Raw genomic sequence first — 18,173 nt, forward strand, 5'->3', positions numbered from 1 at the left:
CCCGTACGGGGTCTGACCCCATGCTTGCGGGGTTTACGTGTTCCGGCGCGGGTAGCCCTGCGCCAGGATGCGCTGCCACACCAGCTCCTTCTGCTCGGCGTTCATCGACACCCAGTGCGCCACCTCGACCACCGACCTGCCGCAACCGCGGCAGATCTCGTCGAAGGTGGTCGAGCACACCGCCACGCAGGGCGTATCCGGCCGTACCGGCAGGTCGGCCATCATTTCACCTGCATCAGCTTGTCCCAGCCGTCATGGCCGAGGGCGCGCAGCGTCTCGATGTTCTTTTCGAAGATGTCGCCCGCTTCCGGGAAAGCCTCCACCGCGCGTTCCACGCTGTCCTCGCGCAGCAGGTGCAGCGTCGGGTACGGCGCGCGGTTGGTGTAGTTCTCGATGTCGTTCTTGTGGGTGTCGGCGAACTGGTAGTCCGGGTGGAAGCTGGCCACCTGCAGGATGCCGTCCAGCTCCAGGTCTTCCAGCGCGGCGTCGGCCACGTCCAGGAACTCGTTGTAGTCCTCGAAGTCGGCCAGCACGTTGGGATGGATGATCATGGTCGTATCGACCTTTTCCGGCGAGGCCTCGGCCAGGTATTCCAGCTCTTCTATCAGCTTTTCCAGCAAGGCCTCCGGCGTGTCCGCCTCGCACACCACGTAGCGGATCTGCTGCTTCACATGCACGGCCTTGGCAAACGGACACAGGTTCAGGCCGATGACGGCCTTCTCCACCCAGTTGACGGTCTCGGCGACGACGGCGTCGTGATCGATGGCGGGCTTACTCATAGTTCAATTCCTTGGTGACTGCTCAAAAGCAGAATTGTACGCATTCTTTGCGGGAACTCATACTTCAGCCATTTTGCGGCGATCTCCGCCTTATTTACATGGAATTATTGCGGAAAAGAATTAGTCATCCAGCTGACATATTTCTTGACTCGCTAACCCGACCTTCGTACACTCCACGTTTATTCATAGTCCGCTCGATGTTGCTCGTCGATAACAATGGAAAACTATGCAAGCACGTATTTCTAAATCCGCCGCCTTGGCGACCCTGCTGGCCCTGATGGCGCCGGCGATCAGCCAGGCCTACGATGAAGCACCGGGCCTGCCGCCGGCGGCGCCGCTGCCGCTGTCCGCCCTGCCCAACGCCCTGCCCAAGTCGTCCGCCCTCGATGTCTCCTCCCTGAAAGTCAACAAACCGGCCAAAGCAGCCGAGGATGACGCTTTCCGCGAAAAAGACGTCTGGGGCCGCATCCGCAGCGGCTACGCCATTCCGGACATCAACAACGAGCTGGTGGCCAAGCACGTCAACTGGTACGCCGCCCGTCCCGAATACATCAGCCGCACCACGGCGCGCGCCTCGCGCTACCTGTTCCACGTCGTCACCGAGCTGGAAAAGCGCGGCATGCCGACCGAGCTGGCGCTGCTGCCCTTCATCGAATCCGCGTTCAACCCGCAAGCCCTGTCCAGCGCCAACGCCGCCGGCATGTGGCAGTTCGTGCCGGGCACCGGCCGCGACTACAACCTCAAGCAGGACGCCTTCAAGGACGAGCGCCGCGGCGTGCTGGCCTCGACCGACGCCGCGCTGAGCTATCTGCAGCGCCTGTACGACATGTTCGGCGACTGGCAGCTGGCGCTGGCCGCCTACAACTGGGGCGAAGGTTCGGTGCAGAAGGCCATCAAGCGCAACCAGGCCGCCGGCAAGCCGACCGACTTCGAAAGCCTGGCCGAGCTGATGCCGGCCGAAACCCGCAACTACGTGCCCAAGCTGCAGGCGGTGAAGAACATCATCGCCAATCCGGCCCAGTACGGCCTGAACCTGCCGGCCATCGACAACACGCCCTACTTCACCGCCGTCGACAAGACCAGCGACATCGACCTGACCATCGCCGCCCACCTGGCCGAGCTGTCGGTCGACGAGTTCAAGGCGCTGAACCCGCAGTTCAAGCGTCCGGTCATCACCGGCGACGAGCAGACCAAGATCCTGCTGCCCAAGGAAAACGCCGCCAAGTTCCACCTGAACCTGGCGCAATGGGGCAAGGAGCTGTCGACCTGGACCACGCACAAGATCACCACCGCCCGCGAAAGCATCGGCACCCTGGCGTCGCGCTTCCACACCACGCCGGAAGTGATACGCCAAGCCAACAACATCCCGCAAAAGACCCTGTTGAAAGCCGGCTCCACCATCCTGGTGCCGAAGATTTCGACCTCGGCCAGCATCGACATCTCGCCCGAAGTGGAGCGCAACGCCACCGTCGCCTTCGAGGCCGAGCGCGAGCGCACCACCAGCAAGTCCGGCTACAAACTGGCCAAGGGCGGCAAGGCCGCCAAGTCCAGTCCGGTGGCGCTGGTCAAGGCGCGCGTCTCGCGCGACGCCGTCAAGGGCAAACACCACAAAAACCGCGATTAAGCGAGGCCCGGCCCCGGTTTGAGCGCATGCCGCCGGGGCTGCGGCTGCGATCAAAGGTTGCAGTCGCGGCCTACTCGCCCTACAATCTTGGTCTTGCAGCGGCCGGCAACGCGCCTCTCACACACACACAACCCCACTGACGTCGCCAGCCAGCCCACCAGGGCAAGCCACGGCGCGCAGTTGCAATCGGAGTCACTATGGCGTTCTTGCAAGGCAAAAAAATCCTCATCACTGGTTTGCTGTCGAACCGTTCCATCGCATACGGTATCGCCAAGGCTTGCCATCGCGAAGGCGCCGAACTGGCGTTCACCTACGTTGGCGAACGCTTCAAGGACCGCATCACCGAATTCGCCGCCGAGTTCGACAGCAAGCTGGTCTACGACTGCGACGTCGGCAGCGACGAGCAGATCGCCGCGCTGTTCGCCGACCTGGGCCAGAGCTGGTCGCAACTGGACGGCCTGGTGCACGCGATCGGCTTCGCGCCGCGCGAAGCGATCGCCGGCGAGTTCCTGGACGGCCTGACCCGCGAAAACTTCCGCATCGCCCACGACATCTCGGCCTACAGCTTCCCGGCGATGGCCAAGGCCGCGCTGCCGCTGCTGAAGGAAGGCTCGTCGCTGCTGACGCTGTCGTACCTGGGCGCGGTGCGCGCCATCCCTTACTACAACACCATGGGCCTGGCCAAGGCATCGCTGGAAGCGTCGGTACGCTACCTGGCGGAAAACCTGGGCAAGCTGGGCATCCGCGCCAATGGCATCTCGGCCGGTCCGATCAAGACCCTGGCCGCGTCCGGCATCAAGGACTTCGGCAAGCTGCTGGGCTTTGCCTCGTCGCACGCGCCGCTGCGTCGCAACGTCACCATTGAAGAAGTGGGCAACACCGCCGCCTTCATGTTGTCCGACCTGGCCTCCGGCATCACCGGCGAGATCACCTACGTCGACGGCGGCTTCTCGCACGTCATGGGCCTGAACGCGGAAGACTACACCTAAGCCGCATCCTGCCCCGCCCAAGCAAAACGCCCTGCATGCAGGGCGTTTTTCATTGGGGGTCAGATCTGACATTCGGACACGGGCTCCGCCGTAACGGCCGCTACGGCGGAGCCCGTGTCCGAATGTCAGATCTGACCCCCGCGATTTTCAGGCGCGGCGGCGACGCAGCCAGGCCGCCATGCCCAGCAAGCCGGCGCCCAGCATCAGCGCCGACGAAGGTTCCGGCACCGCAGCCGTTACGCTGACGTTGTCCAGGCCGATGTACCACACAGCCTGGCCGCCGGCGAACGAGACGTCGGTGGTCGCGCCGCCAGCCACGAAGGACATCGTCACATGGTCCCAGGAGCTGGCCAGGTTGGAGGTCGACGTCCAGACCTGCTGACCCACCACGTTGCCGGCCGTCACGAACAGGCTGTCGTTGCTGCCGAAGTTGTAGTTGCTCGAATTGCCGATGTCGAAGCTCAGCGTGTAAGAAGCGCCCGCCGTGGTGGCGATGGTCTGCTTGACGCCGCCACCGGTGGAACTCTGGTCGTGCCAGCCCGTCAGGTCGAGGAAGTTATTGCCTTGCGATGCAGTGATCGAATACGGATTGCCCAGGCCGATCCAGGCGATATCGTTGCCGCCGATGACGGTCCAACCGGCCAGCGCGGAGCTATCGCCGCTCAGCAGCTGCTGCGCCCCAGGATCGCTATGATTGACGACGATGGCGCCGGCTTCAAAACTGCCGTTGGTGATCAGCTCGGCCGCCCCAGCGTGCGCGGCCAGCGCCAGCGCAGCGGCCAGCAAAGTCGATTTCAGTTTCATGGTTTCCCCCGAGATGATTGGTTACGTTGCGGCCCGCAACTGCCAGGCGACTTCCAACCTGAGCAGTATAAATTGCAATTTACACATCATCAAGCGTTGCATGCGAACTGTGCAGCCGCACGCACACTGTCATTTTGCAAGCCGGGCGCGACTAATTCGGCCGACCATGCGCACTCAGGGCAAATCCTTCAGGCCTGCGGCGATCTTGTCGCAATCGGCCATCGTCGGCGCTTTTTGCATCGACAGGCCCAGCTTGTCCGTATGCCAGGCTTGCATCGCCTTCTGCTCCGCGTCCACCAACTTGCCCATGGCTGCCGCATCGGCGCCGCTGGTGCGTGCCAGCATCAGCGTGGCGGCCTGCTTCAGCCCCGCCTGGCGGGCACCGCTCCAGGCTTGCAAGGCGTCCTGATACATCTTGGCGTGCTCGGTGTAGCGGCTGGCGCACATGCCGGTGACCAGCTTCAGGGAATCCCGCCGTATCATCTGCCGCAAGGCGCCCTGCTCGGCATCACTGAGCGGCGCGGACGGCGCTTCCGGCGTGGCGGCGGCCGGTTCGACCGCCGCGCGGTTGGCGGGAGGATCGGCAATCACCTCGTCGACCTTCGCCAGGAAGTCCTGCGCGCCCGCCGGCCGGCCGCTGACATCGCCCAGCAGCTTGCCCTGCTTGAACACGTACTGCATCGGCACGCCGTACACCGGCATCAGCTTGCCGAAATCGGGGATCTGGCGCCACGGCGACCACTGCACGCGCACATAGGCCAGCGCCGGCCGATGCGGCGCGGCGGCGGCCTGGTCGAAAATCTTGTCGGCGCCCTTGCAGTAGCCGCAGCCCGGATCGGGCGAGGTCAACTGGACCACCACGTACTCATGGCCGGCGACGTACACCGCCAGTTGATCCGGCTTCAACTCCGCCACCGGCGCCGCCGCAGCCTGCGCCGCCGCGCACATGAGCGCCATCCACCCCCATCGAATTTGCATCGTCCGCTCCACTCAAATACACAAAGTTATCACGAAAGTAACTGCGGCACTGCACAATAGACCGGGATTGACCTATACAGACCAGACTAACTGCTGTATAGTGTCGCCTGTGCGCTGCAGTGAGCGCGCTGCAACAAAAGCAGCGCCGATTGATCAGCCAGGTATTACTAGCAGCTTCGCAAGCCTTAGCGCATCACCCTGATGTCGCTATTAAAGCCCTCCCGCCTTTGGTGTCGCACCTGACACCGTCCCGGCGCAAAGCTTTTGTGCCGAAATTTCTTTCGATTTTGATTGAGTCATTTCGTTTTGGTAGGCGTAGCTATTTCGCGTTCGGCTTTTGCACGAACGCCGGTTTTTTACGAAAGAACAGCATGACATTTGAAGCACTTGGTCTCAACACGTCCCTCATTAAAGCCCTGACCGACGCCGGCTACACCGCGCCGACTCCAGTACAGCAGCAGGCCATCCCTGCCGCTATCGCAGGCAAGGACTTGTTGGTTTCCTCGCAAACCGGTTCCGGCAAGACTGCAGCGTTCATGCTGCCGTCGCTGCACCGTTTGTCCGAGATCGACCCGGCAGCCGCCGGCAAGACTCCGAATCAAGAAATGCAAGCCGCCCGTGCCCGTGGCGAGCGCCCACGTTTCAAAGCTGCACAGCCAAAAATGCTGGTGTTGACCCCAACCCGCGAACTGGCCCTGCAAGTGACCTCCAATACCGACAAGTACAGCGTCAACCTGCGTCGTCTGAAAGCAGTGTCGATCCTGGGCGGTATGCCTTACCCAAAACAGATGCAACTGCTGGCCAAGAATCCTGAGATTCTGGTGGCAACCCCAGGCCGTCTGATCGACCACATGGAATCGGGCAAGATCGACTTCTCGCAACTGGAAATCCTGGTGCTGGACGAAGCCGACCGTATGCTGGACATGGGCTTCATCGACGACATCGAAAAAATCGTCGACGCTACCCCATCGACCCGCCAGACCATGCTGTTCTCGGCCACGCTGGACGGCGTCGTCGGCAACATGGCGCGCCGCATCACCAAGGATCCGCAAGTGATCCAGATCCTGAGCGCCGCCAACAAGCACGAAAACATCACCCAGCGCGTCCACTTCGTCGACGATCTGTCGCACAAGAATCGCCTGCTGGATCACCTGCTGCGCGACGACTCGCTGGACCAGGCCGTGGTCTTCACCGCCACCAAGCGTGACGCCGACACCATCGCCGACCGTCTGAACATCGCCGGTTTCTCGGCCGCCGCACTGCATGGCGACATGCACCAGGGCGCCCGTAACCGCACGCTGGACAGCCTGCGCCGCGGCCAGGTCAAGATCCTGATCGCCACCGACGTCGCCGCCCGCGGTATCGACGTGCCGACCATCACCCACGTGTTCAACTACGACCTGCCGAAGTTCCCGGAAGACTACGTGCACCGCATCGGCCGTACCGGCCGCGCTGGCCGCAACGGTCTGGCGATCTCGCTGGTGAACCACGCTGAAGGCATGAACGTCAAGCGCATCGAACGCTTCACCAAGCAGCTGATCCCGGTCAACGTCATCGAAGGCTACGAGCCTAAGAAGACCGCGTCGGCATCCCGTTCGGCTCCACGTCCAGGCGGCTGGAAACCAGGCGACAACCGTGGCGGCGCCAAGCCATCCGGCCAGCGCACCTTCAGCAAGCCAGGCGCACCGCGCAAAGAAGGCAGCACCACCGGCGGCGGCTACAAGGGCAGCAACCCACGCAGCACCGACGGCGCACGCCGCAGCTACGGCGACCGTTAATCGGTAGTCAGCTGAATTAAAAAGCCCCCGTTGGCCTGATCGCGATCAGTGCCAACGGGGGCTTTTTGCATTGGGCTTACCGCTGGCGCCGCACCAGTTCGACGATGACTTGTTCTAGCGTCGTCGCTCCCGCCCATTCGACCGCGTGCGGATCGCTGTTGATGTCGATATGCGGGCCATTGAGGCCACGGGTCATTTCGACGAAACCAGCCAGGGCTGCCCTTGAGAACTCGGCGTCCGCCAGTGCATTGGCCCACGCTGTTTCCGGCAAGGCTGCCACGTCGACCGGCTTACTGAGCGCGGCTGAAATAATCGCGGCGACATCGCTCGGGGAGTAGTCCTGGGGACCCGCAAGCGTGACGACGCTAGTCCCCGTCCTTTCTTCTTGCAGCAAAGCTGCTGCGGCGCTGCCGACATCGACAGTCGCCACCATCGGGATGGTTCGCTGTGCCGGCGCCAGAAACGTCGGCAGCACGCCGCTGCGCACCGCAAAGCCGACCAACGGCATCCAGTTCTCCATGAAATAGGCCGCGCGCAGGAAGGTGGCAGGCACGCCGGTTGCGCCCAACCGCTGTTCGAACATGCGGTTCATCCCTATCCATCCGGTTCCGCTTTCACGGTCGGCGCCCACCGAAGAAAGCGCCACCAGCCTTGGCACCTCCGCCGCCAGCGCTGCGCGCGCCGTGATATCGGCAATCAAATCCGCCCGCTCGAACAAGTCTTCACGCTGGTAGTGCTGCGGACTGACGACATAGGCGCCCTGGACCCGACTGAGCGCCTTGACCATCGAGGCGAGGTCGGTCAGGTCGGCCACGGCAACTTCCGCGCCGCGTTTGGCCCATGGCCGGCCCTGGGCCGGATCGCGCACCACAACACGCACCGACTGGCCGGAGCGCAACAGCGCATCGGCGGCAGCGGCGCCGGTACGTCCGGTCACGCCGAACACAACGTAAGGAAGGGGGAAGGAAGCAGTCATACGGAAATCTCCTATTCAGATGAAACCGAATGGTGCATGATGGCCCGATATTCACCAATGACATAAAAGTGATAGCCAACATGCACCAAGTGGATTTATCTACAGTCGACCTCAACCTGTTAAAACTGTTCGAAGCGCTGGTTCGGGAGCGCAGCGTCACGCAGGCGGGTCTCCAGCTGGGCCTGAGCCAGCCAGCCGCCAGCCGCGCGCTGGCGCGACTGCGCACGATGCTGGGTGACCGCCTGGTGGTGCGCGGCAAGCTCGGCCTGGAACTGACGCCGCGTGGCGAGGCGCTGGCAGTTCCGGTGGCCAAGCTGCTGGACGATGCCCGGGGCCTGATCTCGCCGGCCGTTTTCGATCCCGCCTCGGCAACGGGACGCATCACAATCGCCGCCCATGATCACCTGAGCCTGATGGTACTGACTGGCTTGATGGCCCGCTTCGAGCGCCACGCGCCTGCGCTCAGTCTGCACATCGCCCAACCTGTCGGGGACAACGTGCGTCTGATCGAACAAGGGGGAGCAGATCTGGCGCTGGGCATATTCAAGGCACTGCCCGGCAGTTTCCATCGACGCGGCCTGTACGCCGACAACCTTGTGTGCGTGGCGAGGTCCGATCATCCCGGCCTGGCGGACGGACTCAGTCTGGAGCGCTATGTGAGCTTGCGTCACATTGCCGTGACCATTTCCGGCGTGGGCGAGAGCGCGGTCGACGTGGCGCTCTCGACACAAGGGCTCACCCGCCAGGTCGCGCTGCGGGTCCCCCACTTTCTTGCCGGTGCGATGCTGGTGGCGGACAGCGACATGATACTCACGCTGCCTGGCCGTCTGGCGCACCAGCTGGCGAAAACGCTGCCGCTAGCGCTACTGGATCTGCCGTTACAAGTGGCGCCCTTGTCGCCAGCCATGATCTGGCACGAACGCTTCCACCGCGACCCAGCCCATGTCTGGGTCAGGCAACAGCTGGTCGACGTCGTCGCGTCGTTCTAAAGCATGAACGTCAAACGTATCGAACGCTTCGCCAAGCAGCGGATTCCGGTCAACGTCATCGAAGACTACAAGCCAGCAGCAGCCCACGTAGCACCGACGGAACACGCCGCCGCTACGGAAACCGTCAATCGCTAGTTCGCTGAATTAAAAGCCCGCCCCCGCTGGCCTGATCGCGATCAGTGCCAACCGGGGCGCTTTGCGTTTGCAGCGACGCATTTCGAAAATTTGATCCAGAATGGTTACGACGTGGGCTCCGATTAGGTAGTAACCATGAAAATAGCCAGACAACATGTCCAGTCAATCATCCCTCCCTCAATTGTGAGCTTGGAACTACCTCGATTGTGGCCATGCTCCGAGGATGAAGATGAGGTGAAGTGTGCTTACTGTGGTAGCGGCACAGACGATTACCATGATCCGGACTTATGGGATGTACCGTTCTCCAAATTTGAAGCGGCTCATAGCTTTATGACTCACGACCCGGAATTTCCGGGAGCACCTGTAGGCAGTCCACAAACGGAACTCAGCGGCGAAATTTGCGAACGAAAAACCTGTCTTCATATCTGCCCTGAATGTGGTTGGTGGATTGCAGAAGACCGGGCGGTGCTGGCGGCCCAACAATGGCAGCATTGGGTCGTAACATTAGCATCAATGTCAACCCTACAAGACCTGGACCTCACCGATATCACTGCACCACTTCGGGAGGTGCGCCAGTATCTGCGATGGAAGTTTGATGCAAGGACAACGATGCATCCTAGATTGCTGGAATTAACTGTGGCAAGCGTCTTCAGTGATTTTGGGCGTCAGGTAGTTGCAACCGCATACACAAACGACGGTGGGATTGATGCAGTATTGGAGGATGCAGCAGGTAACCACGTAGGTATTCAGGTCAAAAGGCAAAAAAATACAGTAGAAGTCGAGCAAATCCGAGCGTTCTTAGGAGCCTTGGTTTTAGGGGGTTATACGCGCGGAGTATTTGTGTCCACCTCGCGCTTCAGCAAGGGGGCGGTCCGAGCTGCACAACAAAGTACGGAAACAGTCATCCCCATAAGTCTTGTGGATGCAAATCGATTCTTCGATATGCTTCGCTACGCTCAATTCGCCCACACTCCGGGGCCTGCCGACTGTCACATAAGCCGAACTAATCCACTGGAATTTCACCTGCAAGACCACTACCACCTGAACACACTGTAGTTCAGGACAAAATCCAGCACCCCTTACGCTGAATCTCGTCGTGCATAGCATCCGGCGCCAGGTCAAGCTCGCCCGGCCAGGTAACGACGCCATCCACCACGGCTACCTGGTCAAACAGTGCATGGTCACGCAGATGAGCAAAGACTCCCCGAAAAGCAGATGGGTTGAATTTAACGACACCCTCAACTCCATCCTTAAATCGCACCCAGAGAGTATGTTCAGCTTGTAGCTTCACATCGACGACATCCCATTCCATAGGTGTTACTCCAGTGGCGATATTGGGTTGGGAGCCTGCATGGATTCACAAAGACGCCAATTTTCCAATAGTTCATCTTGATGCAAGTCGGTCCAGTCCAGCACCAAACCTAGTGCTCTGGGAGGCAATCGGCCGCCCATCAGTTCCTGTTTCCGTATATCGATCGTGGCTTTAAATTCACCATACCTCACGTGAAAATGCGGTGGAAGATGATCCCGGAAAAACATCTGGATCACAAGTCCGTAAAAGATGCTAATCGTAGGCATGGCTCACCGCTCCGACGTATGAACTCAAAATCAGTATAGCAAAAGCTCGCTCACTTCCTTGACGTGATCCGTAAGATCCGGCGGAAGGTAGGGCACTCCATGTGGCTGGCGGCCTTGCACACGGCCGCATGCCGCAGGCCGTCGCGCATGGTGGTGAGTTTTTTGATGGTGCGGTCCAGGTCGTCCGCCTTGGCGGTCAGCAAGTGGCGGTCGATGCTCAGGTCGCCGTCGGCGCCGAACATGCCCGCGATCTCGTCCAGCGTAAAGCCGGAAGCGCGGCCCAGCGCGATCAGCGCCAGCCGTTCGACCACGCCCGCATCGAACAGGCGGCGCAAACCGCGCCTGCCAATCGCGGCGATCAACCCCTTTTCCTCGTAAAATCGCAGCGTGGATGCCGGCATGCCCGATATCCGCGCCACTTCGGCTATGTCCAGACTCGCCATCGCTTGACCTCAAGTTGACTTGAAGTGGCACAGTAGCACTTTCACTTTTTGAACACAAGCGAGAGGACACATCATGGATGCATCACTATGGAACGGCGTGGCCGGCAACACCTGGGTCGCCGCGCAAGACATGCTCGACCGGATGTACCAGCCCATCGAGGACTTGATCGTCCAGGCCATCCCTGCCGAAGCCCTGCGGGTGCTGGACGTCGGCTGCGGCACCGGCGGCATCGTCCACGCCATCGCGCGCCGGCTCGGTCCGGACGGCCACTGCACCGGCATCGACGTCTCCGCGCCGATGCTGGCCGCCGCAGCAGCGAGGGGCCAGCAGTCCAACATCAGCTACATCCAGGACGACGCACAACAGCATGCCTTCGACAGCGCCAGCTTCGACGCCATCGTCTCCCGCTTCGGCCTGATGTTCTTCGACGATCCCTTGGCCGCCTTCGGCAAGCTGCGGCAGGCCGCGCGCGAGGGCGCGACCTTGCACGCCGTCGTCTGGCGCAGTCCCGAGGAAAATCCCTTCATGACCGCCGCCGAGCGCAGCGCGGCCGGCCTGCTGCCCGGCCTGCCGGTCCGCCGGCCCGGCGAACCCGGCCAGTTCGGCCTGGCCAACCGGCAACGCCTGCACGCCATCCTCGAACAAAGCGGCTGGCGCGGCATCGGCATCGCGCCGCTGGACGTGGTGTGCAGCTTCCCCGAAAACCGTTTATACCAATACCTGACCCAGCTCGGCCCGGTAGGCCGCGCGCTGCAAACGGCGGACGAGCACACCCGCCAGCAAGTGGCGCAAGCGGTGCGCGCCGGCTTCGAGCCCTACGTGCACGGCGACCAGGTCCGCTTTACCGCAGCGCTGTGGAACGTCAGCGCCAGCGCCCGCTGAGCGTCACCTACGGCGGCGAGCCCAGGGTACTGGCCATCATGTCGGCACGCGCGACATGCGGCGTTTTCCCGGTCCATGCCTGGAATGCACGGGCAAAGGAGTTGGCATCCTCGAATCCCAGCAGGAAGGAAATTTCGGCACTCGACATCGCCGTGTTGCGCAGGTAGTGATGTGCCAGCGAATCGCGCAGCGCATCCAGGGTCTGCTGGAATGTAGTGCCCTCTTCTTGCAGCCGGCGTTGCAGCGTGCGGCTGCTGACTGCGAGCTTGCGGCACACCGCCTGCATGGAAACCTCGCCCGCCGGCAAGGCCTCCAGCAGCGTACCGCGCACCCGTTCGACCATGCCGGCCGTCCGCTCCAGATCGGCAAGCCGCTGGCGCAGCGAGGGTTCGAAGAACAGCCACATCTTGTGGTTCTCGGTCAGGAAAGGACGCTCCATGTCCTCGGCGGAAAATACCAGCGTTGCCAACGGCGAGTCGGTTACGGCAACGCCGAAATAGGACTGGTAGCGTGCCGCATCCGCGTCAGCGCCCGGCATCGCCGGCCAACCTACCCGCAATGGCTGCACAGGGCAGCGCGTCGCCAGGCGCGCCAGCTGCACAAAGAACACCAGCTTGAACGCCAGGAACACGCTGGACGCCGGCGTGGCGCGATCCAGGAAGTCGATGGTCACGGTGGCATGTTGCGCCGTGCGCTCGACCCGGATCACCATCGGTGCGATCAGCTTCACATACCTGGCCAGCCGCTCCAGCGCGCTGCCCAGGTTGGCGCTGCACAGCGCCGCGAACAGCTCCGGATCAAACCAGTCGGAAGACATCACCTGGGCGATGCGCAGCGGCGCCGGCAAATCAGGATCCAACGATAAAGCTTCCGCCCCCAGAGCCGTCCACAGCTTGAAGAAGTCCGTCGACTCCAGGCGCACGTTCTGCCGCGCGAACAGGTCTCCCGGCAACTGCGCGCGGCGCAGCACCGGGGATGTCGCCAGACCGGCGTCCTGCATCAGCAAGCGCCAGCCCGGCCACACCGCATAGTCCAGCACCCCGCCGCGCCTGGCAGACAAGGCGGCATTGTTTTTGATATCCATCGTCCCAGTCTATAGCGCAGATCGCGCCACAGCAATAGCGGATCGCGCCAACCCAAGCGCCTTCATTTTGGCGCGTTCCGCAGTCAGGTTGGCGCTTTCGGCGAGTGACGATCCAACGCTGCGCAGGCACAGTACCAGCCATGCCACTTTTTTTGGAAAACCATCGAAATGAATAAGACAATTTTAATCACGGGCGCATCGTCGGGTTTCGGACTGATGCTTGCTCATCACCTTCACCAGCAAGGCCACAACGTCATCGGCACCAGCCGCGAACCGGATAAGCATGCAGGCAAGTTGCCCTTCAAATTGCTGCGCCTCGACATCGACGACGAGTTATCCATCCAGTCCTTCGCCACGACCTTGTTTCAGCACGTCAAACAGCTGGATGTGCTGGTCAACAATGCTGGCTATATGGTCACCGGCCTTGCGGAAGAGACGCCGCTGGAACTGGGCCGGCAGCAGTTTGAAACCAACTTCTGGGGCACGGTGAAGGTGACGAATGCGCTGCTACCCCACTTCCGGGCGCAAAAGCACGGGCAAATCATCACCGTCAGCTCCATCGTCGGCCTGATCGGGCCGCCGAACCTGTCCTTCTACACCGCGTCCAAACACGCGGTCCAAGGCTATTTCAAGTCGCTGAGATTCGAGCTGAACCAATTCAACATCCAGGTCAGCATGGTGGAGCCCGTTTGGTTCAAGACCAATCTTGGCCACAACGCCGTCTCCGCGGGCAAAGGCGGCATCGCCGACTACGACACCTACCGCAGGCAGGCCAACGCCGCCACCCAAAAAGGCCTGGACGAAGCACAGGCTCCCGACGCCGTGGTCCACACTATCACCCGGCTGATCGGCGCCAAGGAGCCCAGGTTCAGCAATCCAGTGGGGAAAATGACCGGCATGATACTTTTCCTGCAAAGCTATGCACCCAAGATGTTCGAAGGCTCGATCCTGAAAAGCGTGGCGACGGCATGAAGTACTACCTGTGCAAATTTATTCCGCCGCGCGCGAACTTCCTGGCGACGATGTCCGCCGATGAACAGCAATGGATGAAGCAACACGGCGCCTACTTGAACCAGCTTCTGGCCCAGGGCGTCATCGTGGCCCACGGCCCCGTGCTGGATCCGTCGGGCGCCTATGGCGTAGCGCTATATCAGATCGGCGACGACGATGATATCGCCGCGTTGACGGCGACCGATCCCATCGTAAGAAATGGTGTCGGACACTATGAACACCATCCGATGCTGCATCTGACATCAAAGTAAGGGGCTGCACTTTTGCGGCGCGCGCCTTTCCTGTATAACATGCCTTCAGGCTTTATCAGGAGTAGCAGTGCGTGCCTTTCCCCATCGTCATCTCGCCGCCGGCATTTGCCTGGCCGCCACCGTCCACTGCTGCGCAGCAGCGCAGACGGCGGCCGCGCTGCTGGGGCAGGCCCGCAACGCCGTCGGCGGCGACGCCTGGCTGCGCGTGAGCACCCAGCACATGGACTTCGTCCGCAGCTACCCCGACCACGACGAAGCCGGCAGCAGCGACATCGATTATGCAAGCGGCCGCTACGCGCAGCGCATCCCTTCCTCCGCCATTGCCCGGCTGACGTCGCGCTCCGACGGCAGCAGCTTCTGGCGCCAGCGCCTGGGCCGTATGGAAAAGCTGGAAGGCGTTGCCGCCGACCCGGCGCAGCATCTGGGCCGCCAGAGCTACGCCTGGTGGTTCGCGCGCGGCAAGGAGCAACAATTGCAGCTGCTGGCGCCGCGCCACCATAACGGCATCGCCTACGACGTAGTGCACGTCGTGCTGGCGGACGGCAGCGCCTTCGACTACTGGATCAACCCGGCCACGCACCGCGTCGAGCGCCGCCAGGAGCTGGTCGACGGCAGGATCCGCACCGTCGACTACCGCGACTTCCGCCGCGTCGGCAACGTCACCCTGCCCTACGAAGAACGCGAGCGCGACGCCGACGACAGCAAGGACCTGGAAGTGCTGCGCATCGCCGCCATCGTGCTGAACCGCCCCGCCGCGCAGATGGATTTCTCGCTGCCGCCGCCGGCCGCCATGCAGGGCTTTTCCGCCGCGCGGCCGGCGGTGACGGTGCCGTTCGAGCACTGCCAAGGCCACATCTGCATCATGCTCAGCCTGAACGGACAAGGGCCGTTCCGCTTCGTGCTCGACACCGGCGCCCGCAACGTCATGAGCGACAAGCTCTACAAGCTGCTGCAACTGCCGGCCGAAGGGCGCGGCATCCTGTCCGGCGTCGGCGAGCAGGCCGAGCGCGGCGCGCTGACCACGGTGCGGCAAATCGCCCTCGGCGGCCTGACGCTGGCGCACCAGCCCTTCTTCACCAGCCCCACGCTGGACGAGCTGCCGATCGACGGCGCCATCGGCTACGAATGGCTGTGGAGCACGCCCACCTTGATCGACTACGCCCACCAGCAGCTGACCTTCTACGACCCGGCCACCTTTGTCTACCAGGGCGCCGGCAGCGCCATCCCCTTCTCCTTCCGCGACAAGACACCGCAGATAGCAGGCGTGCTGGACGGCCTGCCCGGCCAGTTCACCATCGACACCGGCAGCGACGATACGCTCACGCTAGGCAAGTCCTTCGTCGACCGCTTCGGCCTGATCGACAAATACCAGGCCGGCGGCGAGCTGCGCGTCAGCCGCGGCATCGGCGGCCACGCGCGCACGCTGGCCACGCGCGGCACGCTGTTCGAGATCGGCGGCGTGCGCATCGCCAACCCGGCGCTGGAGCTGTCGCGCCAGCCGCAGGGCGCGCTCGGCGCCGACCTGGCCGGCAACATCAGCAACGGCATCCTGCAACAGTTCAGCGTGCTGTTCGACTACCAGCGCGGCACGGTCTACATGACGCCCAATAAAATAGTCGATTAATCATAAAAAGTTGCAAATTGCCACAATATGCTCAGTCGTGAGCCGTCTACAGAGCCATGACACCACCGAATTCAACCACCGAACAGGACATCGCTGCCACCGTACTGCGGGAGCGGTCGCGTCTCGGGAATTTTATCCGGCGCCGCGTCAGCGATCCGACCGACGCGGACGACATCCTGCAAGATGTGTTCTACGAATTCGTCCAGGCCTACCGCCTGCCGGAGCCGATCGAGCAAGTCAGCGCCTGGCTGTTCCGGGTGGCGCGCAACCGCATCATCGACCGCTTCCGCAAGAAGAAGGAAGTGCGGCTCGACGACATGGCCGGCGAGGACGGCGAGGACTGCCGGCTCGACCTGCTGCTGCCGTCGGCCGACGGCAGCCCGGAAGACGCCTACGCGCGCTCGACGCTGCTGGCCGAACTGCAAACGGCGCTGGAGGAATTGCCGGCCAACCAGCGCGAAGTGTTCATCGCGCACGAACTGGACGGCGCCAGCTTCAAAGAAATGGCCGCGCAAAGCGGCTTGTCCATCAACACCCTGTTGGCCCGCAAGCGCTACGCCGTGCTGTATCTGCGCACGCGCTTGCAAACCCTGTACGACAACGAATGAAATGAAAGAAAGGAGTGACTGAAATGAAAAGGAAACTGCTGTTCCTGCCGCTGATCCTCGTGGGGGTGGCCGCGCTGGCCTGGGTGGTGATGATGTTATGGAACTGGGTCATGCCCGGCGTGTTCGCCGGCAGCCTGCAACTCGACTACTGGCGCGCGCTCGGCCTGCTGGTACTATGCCGTATCCTGTTCGGCGGCTTCCGCGGCCGCCACGGCGGCGGCCACTATGGCCGCGAACGCTGGCAGCGCTGGCAGGCGATGACGCCCGAAGAGCGCGCCCAATTCCACAAAGACCGGGGCGCCTACTGCCGCCCCAACAAAGAATAGACTCATGACAAAACCCGTACCGACGCCGTTCACCGGCTATCAAAAAACCGTGGTGGCGATGCTGGCCTTCCTGCAGTTCGCCGTCATCCTCGATTTCATGCTGATGTCGCCGCTCGGCGCGGTCATCATGCCGGCCCTGAACATCAGCCCCAAGCAGTTCGGCCTGGTGGTGTCGGCCTACGCCTTCAGCGCCGGCGCGTCCGGCCTGCTGACGGCCGGTTTCGCCGACCGCTTCGACCGCAAGAAGCTGCTGCTGTTCTTCTACAGCGGCTTCATCCTCGGCACGCTGTGGTGCGGCATGGCGCAAAGCTATGAATCGCTGCTGGCCGCGCGCATCGTCACCGGTCTGTTCGGCGGCGTGATCGGCTCCATCGTGCTGGCCATCGCCAGCGACCTGTTCCAGCCGCAACAGCGCGGCCGCGTCATGGGCTTCATCCAGACCGCGTTTGCCGCCAGCCAGGTGCTGGGCATCCCGGCCGGCATCTACCTGTCGAGCCACTGGAACTGGCACATCCCCTTCGTCGCCATGGCCGCCTTCGGCCTGACCGGCGGCCTGCTGGTGGCGTGGCAGCTGCAACCGGTCAACGCCCACCTCGGCAAGCCGCAGGAGCACAGCGCCTGGATGCATTTGTTCCACACCGTCACCGAGCGGCGCTATCTGCTGGCCTTCGCCACCACCGCGCTGCTGACCACCGGCGGCTTCATGCTGATGCCGTTCAGCAGCGCCTACATCGTCAACAACCTGGGCATCGACCTGTTCCACCTGCCGACGGTCTACCTGGTCACCGGCCTGTGCACCATCTTCATCGGTCCGCTGATCGGCAAGCTGGCCGACGCGGTCGGCAAGTTCCGCGTGTTCATGTTCGGCACCACGGTCACCATCACCATGGTGATGATCTACACCCACCTGGGTCCGACCTCGCTGCCGGTGTTCATCGTCATCAACACCGTGCTGTTCATCGGCATCTTCTCGCGGATGATACCGTTCCAGGCCATGATGGCCGGCGTGCCGGCGCAGACCCAGCGCGGCTCGTTCAACGCCATCAGCGCCTCGATCCAGCAGTTGTCGGGCGGCCTGGCCTCGGTGCTGGCCGGCCATATCGTCACCCAGGGCGTGTCCGGCAAGCTGCAGCATTTCGACGTGGTCGGTTTCGTCGTGGTCGGCACCTCGCTGGTCGGCCTGGCCTTGCTGTGGCGCCTGAACCGCAACACGATGGCGGCGGCCATGCCGCAGGCCGCCGCCATGACAAAATAGCCCCAAATCTTAAAATAGCTCAACATAGTTGCCACACAGCACTATTTTGAGCATATAA

22 protein-coding genes are annotated in these 18,173 nt (G+C 62.5%); 13 read left to right on the forward strand and 9 right to left on the reverse strand.

Annotation, left to right across the window (positions count from 1 at the left end; all coding sequences use genetic code 11):
* Nucleotides 1-33: 33 nt before the first annotated feature.
* Nucleotides 34-222, reverse strand: coding sequence for a DUF1289 domain-containing protein (locus tag RUGAMON1_RS11235; RefSeq protein WP_116989744.1), 189 nt, complete (start codon nucleotides 220-222; stop codon nucleotides 34-36).
* Nucleotides 222-779 carry a DUF1415 domain-containing protein gene (locus RUGAMON1_RS11240; protein WP_445230585.1) on the reverse strand — a complete coding sequence of 186 codons (558 nt, stop codon included), beginning with the start codon at nucleotides 777-779 and terminating at the stop codon, nucleotides 222-224. The genes RUGAMON1_RS11235 and RUGAMON1_RS11240 overlap by 1 nt, the downstream gene beginning before the upstream one ends.
* 226 nt (nucleotides 780-1,005) lie before the next feature.
* On the opposite strand from RUGAMON1_RS11240, the gene RUGAMON1_RS11245 reads away from it, so the two are divergent.
* Together RUGAMON1_RS11245 and fabI are read left to right on the forward strand one after the other, a co-directional pair.
* Nucleotides 1,006-2,403, forward strand: coding sequence for a transglycosylase SLT domain-containing protein (locus tag RUGAMON1_RS11245; RefSeq protein ID WP_445230586.1), 1,398 nt, complete (start codon nucleotides 1,006-1,008; stop codon nucleotides 2,401-2,403).
* A gap of 197 nt (nucleotides 2,404-2,600) precedes the next feature.
* A complete protein-coding gene (gene fabI, locus RUGAMON1_RS11250) occupies nucleotides 2,601-3,392 on the forward strand; it encodes an enoyl-ACP reductase FabI (protein ID WP_332855625.1) in 792 nt (263 codons plus the stop codon).
* Nucleotides 3,393-3,539: 147 nt separating this feature from the next.
* Here the strand turns inward: fabI and RUGAMON1_RS11255 are convergent, their stop codons facing one another.
* Both RUGAMON1_RS11255 and RUGAMON1_RS11260 read right to left on the reverse strand, forming a co-directional pair.
* Nucleotides 3,540-4,196, reverse strand: coding sequence for a DUF642 domain-containing protein (locus RUGAMON1_RS11255; RefSeq protein WP_445230587.1), 657 nt, complete (start codon nucleotides 4,194-4,196; stop codon nucleotides 3,540-3,542).
* Nucleotides 4,197-4,370: 174 nt separating this feature from the next.
* Nucleotides 4,371-5,174: a thioredoxin family protein gene (locus tag RUGAMON1_RS11260; RefSeq protein WP_445230588.1), complete on the reverse strand. Its 804-nt coding sequence runs from the start codon at nucleotides 5,172-5,174 to the stop codon at nucleotides 4,371-4,373.
* Between the two features lie 371 nt (nucleotides 5,175-5,545).
* Here RUGAMON1_RS11260 and RUGAMON1_RS11265 point away from each other — a divergent pair, with 371 nt between their 5' ends.
* Nucleotides 5,546-6,952 (forward strand): DEAD/DEAH box helicase, encoded by a 1,407-nt coding sequence (locus tag RUGAMON1_RS11265; protein ID WP_445230589.1) that lies wholly within the window; start codon nucleotides 5,546-5,548, stop codon nucleotides 6,950-6,952.
* Nucleotides 6,953-7,028: 76 nt separating this feature from the next.
* On the opposite strand, the gene RUGAMON1_RS11270 is transcribed toward RUGAMON1_RS11265, so the two are convergent.
* On the reverse strand, nucleotides 7,029-7,928 hold the full coding sequence (locus RUGAMON1_RS11270) for an NmrA family NAD(P)-binding protein (RefSeq protein ID WP_445230590.1): 900 nt from the start codon (nucleotides 7,926-7,928) through the stop codon (nucleotides 7,029-7,031).
* Nucleotides 7,929-7,957: 29 nt separating this feature from the next.
* Here RUGAMON1_RS11270 and RUGAMON1_RS11275 point away from each other — a divergent pair, with 29 nt between their 5' ends.
* The 3 genes from RUGAMON1_RS11275 to RUGAMON1_RS11285 all read left to right on the forward strand — a co-directional run bounded on the left by RUGAMON1_RS11275 (nucleotide 7,958) and on the right by RUGAMON1_RS11285 (nucleotide 10,108).
* Nucleotides 7,958-8,917, forward strand: coding sequence for a LysR family transcriptional regulator (locus RUGAMON1_RS11275; protein ID WP_445230591.1), 960 nt, complete (start codon nucleotides 7,958-7,960; stop codon nucleotides 8,915-8,917).
* A gap of 3 nt (nucleotides 8,918-8,920) precedes the next feature.
* Nucleotides 8,921-9,052: a hypothetical protein gene (locus tag RUGAMON1_RS11280; RefSeq protein ID WP_445230592.1), complete on the forward strand. Its 132-nt coding sequence runs from the start codon at nucleotides 8,921-8,923 to the stop codon at nucleotides 9,050-9,052.
* A gap of 135 nt (nucleotides 9,053-9,187) precedes the next feature.
* Nucleotides 9,188-10,108, forward strand: a complete 921-nt coding sequence (locus tag RUGAMON1_RS11285) for a restriction endonuclease (RefSeq protein ID WP_445230593.1) — start codon at nucleotides 9,188-9,190, stop codon at nucleotides 10,106-10,108.
* 1 nt (nucleotide 10,109) lies between these two features.
* Here RUGAMON1_RS11285 and RUGAMON1_RS11290 read toward each other — a convergent pair whose 3' ends face one another.
* The 3 genes from RUGAMON1_RS11290 to RUGAMON1_RS11300 are packed head-to-tail and all read right to left on the reverse strand — an operon-like array spanning nucleotide 10,110 to nucleotide 11,073.
* Nucleotides 10,110-10,364, reverse strand: coding sequence for a DUF2442 domain-containing protein (locus RUGAMON1_RS11290; protein ID WP_445230594.1), 255 nt, complete (start codon nucleotides 10,362-10,364; stop codon nucleotides 10,110-10,112).
* 5 nt (nucleotides 10,365-10,369) lie between these two features.
* Nucleotides 10,370-10,630, reverse strand: coding sequence for a DUF4160 domain-containing protein (locus RUGAMON1_RS11295; protein WP_445230595.1), 261 nt, complete (start codon nucleotides 10,628-10,630; stop codon nucleotides 10,370-10,372).
* Nucleotides 10,631-10,680: 50 nt separating this feature from the next.
* On the reverse strand, nucleotides 10,681-11,073 hold the full coding sequence (locus RUGAMON1_RS11300; RefSeq protein ID WP_445230596.1) for a helix-turn-helix domain-containing protein: 393 nt from the start codon (nucleotides 11,071-11,073) through the stop codon (nucleotides 10,681-10,683).
* A 73-nt stretch (nucleotides 11,074-11,146) separates the two neighbouring features.
* Here RUGAMON1_RS11300 and RUGAMON1_RS11305 point away from each other — a divergent pair, with 73 nt between their 5' ends.
* A complete protein-coding gene (locus RUGAMON1_RS11305) occupies nucleotides 11,147-11,956 on the forward strand; it encodes a class I SAM-dependent methyltransferase (protein WP_445230597.1) in 810 nt (269 codons plus the stop codon).
* 7 nt (nucleotides 11,957-11,963) lie between these two features.
* Here RUGAMON1_RS11305 and RUGAMON1_RS11310 read toward each other — a convergent pair whose 3' ends face one another.
* On the reverse strand, nucleotides 11,964-13,040 hold the full coding sequence (locus RUGAMON1_RS11310; RefSeq protein WP_445230598.1) for an AraC family transcriptional regulator: 1,077 nt from the start codon (nucleotides 13,038-13,040) through the stop codon (nucleotides 11,964-11,966).
* Between the two features lie 168 nt (nucleotides 13,041-13,208).
* Here RUGAMON1_RS11310 and RUGAMON1_RS11315 point away from each other — a divergent pair, with 168 nt between their 5' ends.
* From RUGAMON1_RS11315 to RUGAMON1_RS11340, 6 genes are all read left to right on the forward strand, one after another.
* The gene (locus RUGAMON1_RS11315) at nucleotides 13,209-14,012 is read left to right on the forward strand and encodes an SDR family oxidoreductase (RefSeq protein ID WP_445230599.1); all 804 of its coding nucleotides are present in this window, start codon (nucleotides 13,209-13,211) and stop codon (nucleotides 14,010-14,012) included.
* On the forward strand, nucleotides 14,009-14,302 hold the full coding sequence (locus RUGAMON1_RS11320; protein ID WP_445230600.1) for a YciI family protein: 294 nt from the start codon (nucleotides 14,009-14,011) through the stop codon (nucleotides 14,300-14,302). The genes RUGAMON1_RS11315 and RUGAMON1_RS11320 overlap by 4 nt, the downstream gene beginning before the upstream one ends.
* Before the next feature lie 67 nt (nucleotides 14,303-14,369).
* Nucleotides 14,370-15,926, forward strand: coding sequence for a pepsin/retropepsin-like aspartic protease family protein (locus RUGAMON1_RS11325; RefSeq protein ID WP_445230601.1), 1,557 nt, complete (start codon nucleotides 14,370-14,372; stop codon nucleotides 15,924-15,926).
* A 56-nt stretch (nucleotides 15,927-15,982) separates the two neighbouring features.
* Nucleotides 15,983-16,534 carry an RNA polymerase sigma factor gene (locus RUGAMON1_RS11330; protein WP_445230602.1) on the forward strand — a complete coding sequence of 184 codons (552 nt, stop codon included), beginning with the start codon at nucleotides 15,983-15,985 and terminating at the stop codon, nucleotides 16,532-16,534.
* Nucleotides 16,535-16,557: 23 nt separating this feature from the next.
* Complete coding sequence (locus tag RUGAMON1_RS11335) at nucleotides 16,558-16,860, forward strand: hypothetical protein (RefSeq protein ID WP_445230603.1); 303 nt, start codon at nucleotides 16,558-16,560, stop codon at nucleotides 16,858-16,860.
* A 4-nt stretch (nucleotides 16,861-16,864) separates the two neighbouring features.
* Nucleotides 16,865-18,115, forward strand: coding sequence for an MFS transporter (locus RUGAMON1_RS11340; protein ID WP_445230604.1), 1,251 nt, complete (start codon nucleotides 16,865-16,867; stop codon nucleotides 18,113-18,115).
* Nucleotides 18,116-18,173: the final 58 nt, after the last annotated feature.

This window comes from Duganella rhizosphaerae, assembly GCF_040364205.1.
Classification (GTDB): domain Bacteria; phylum Pseudomonadota; class Gammaproteobacteria; order Burkholderiales; family Burkholderiaceae_D; genus Rugamonas; species Rugamonas rhizosphaerae.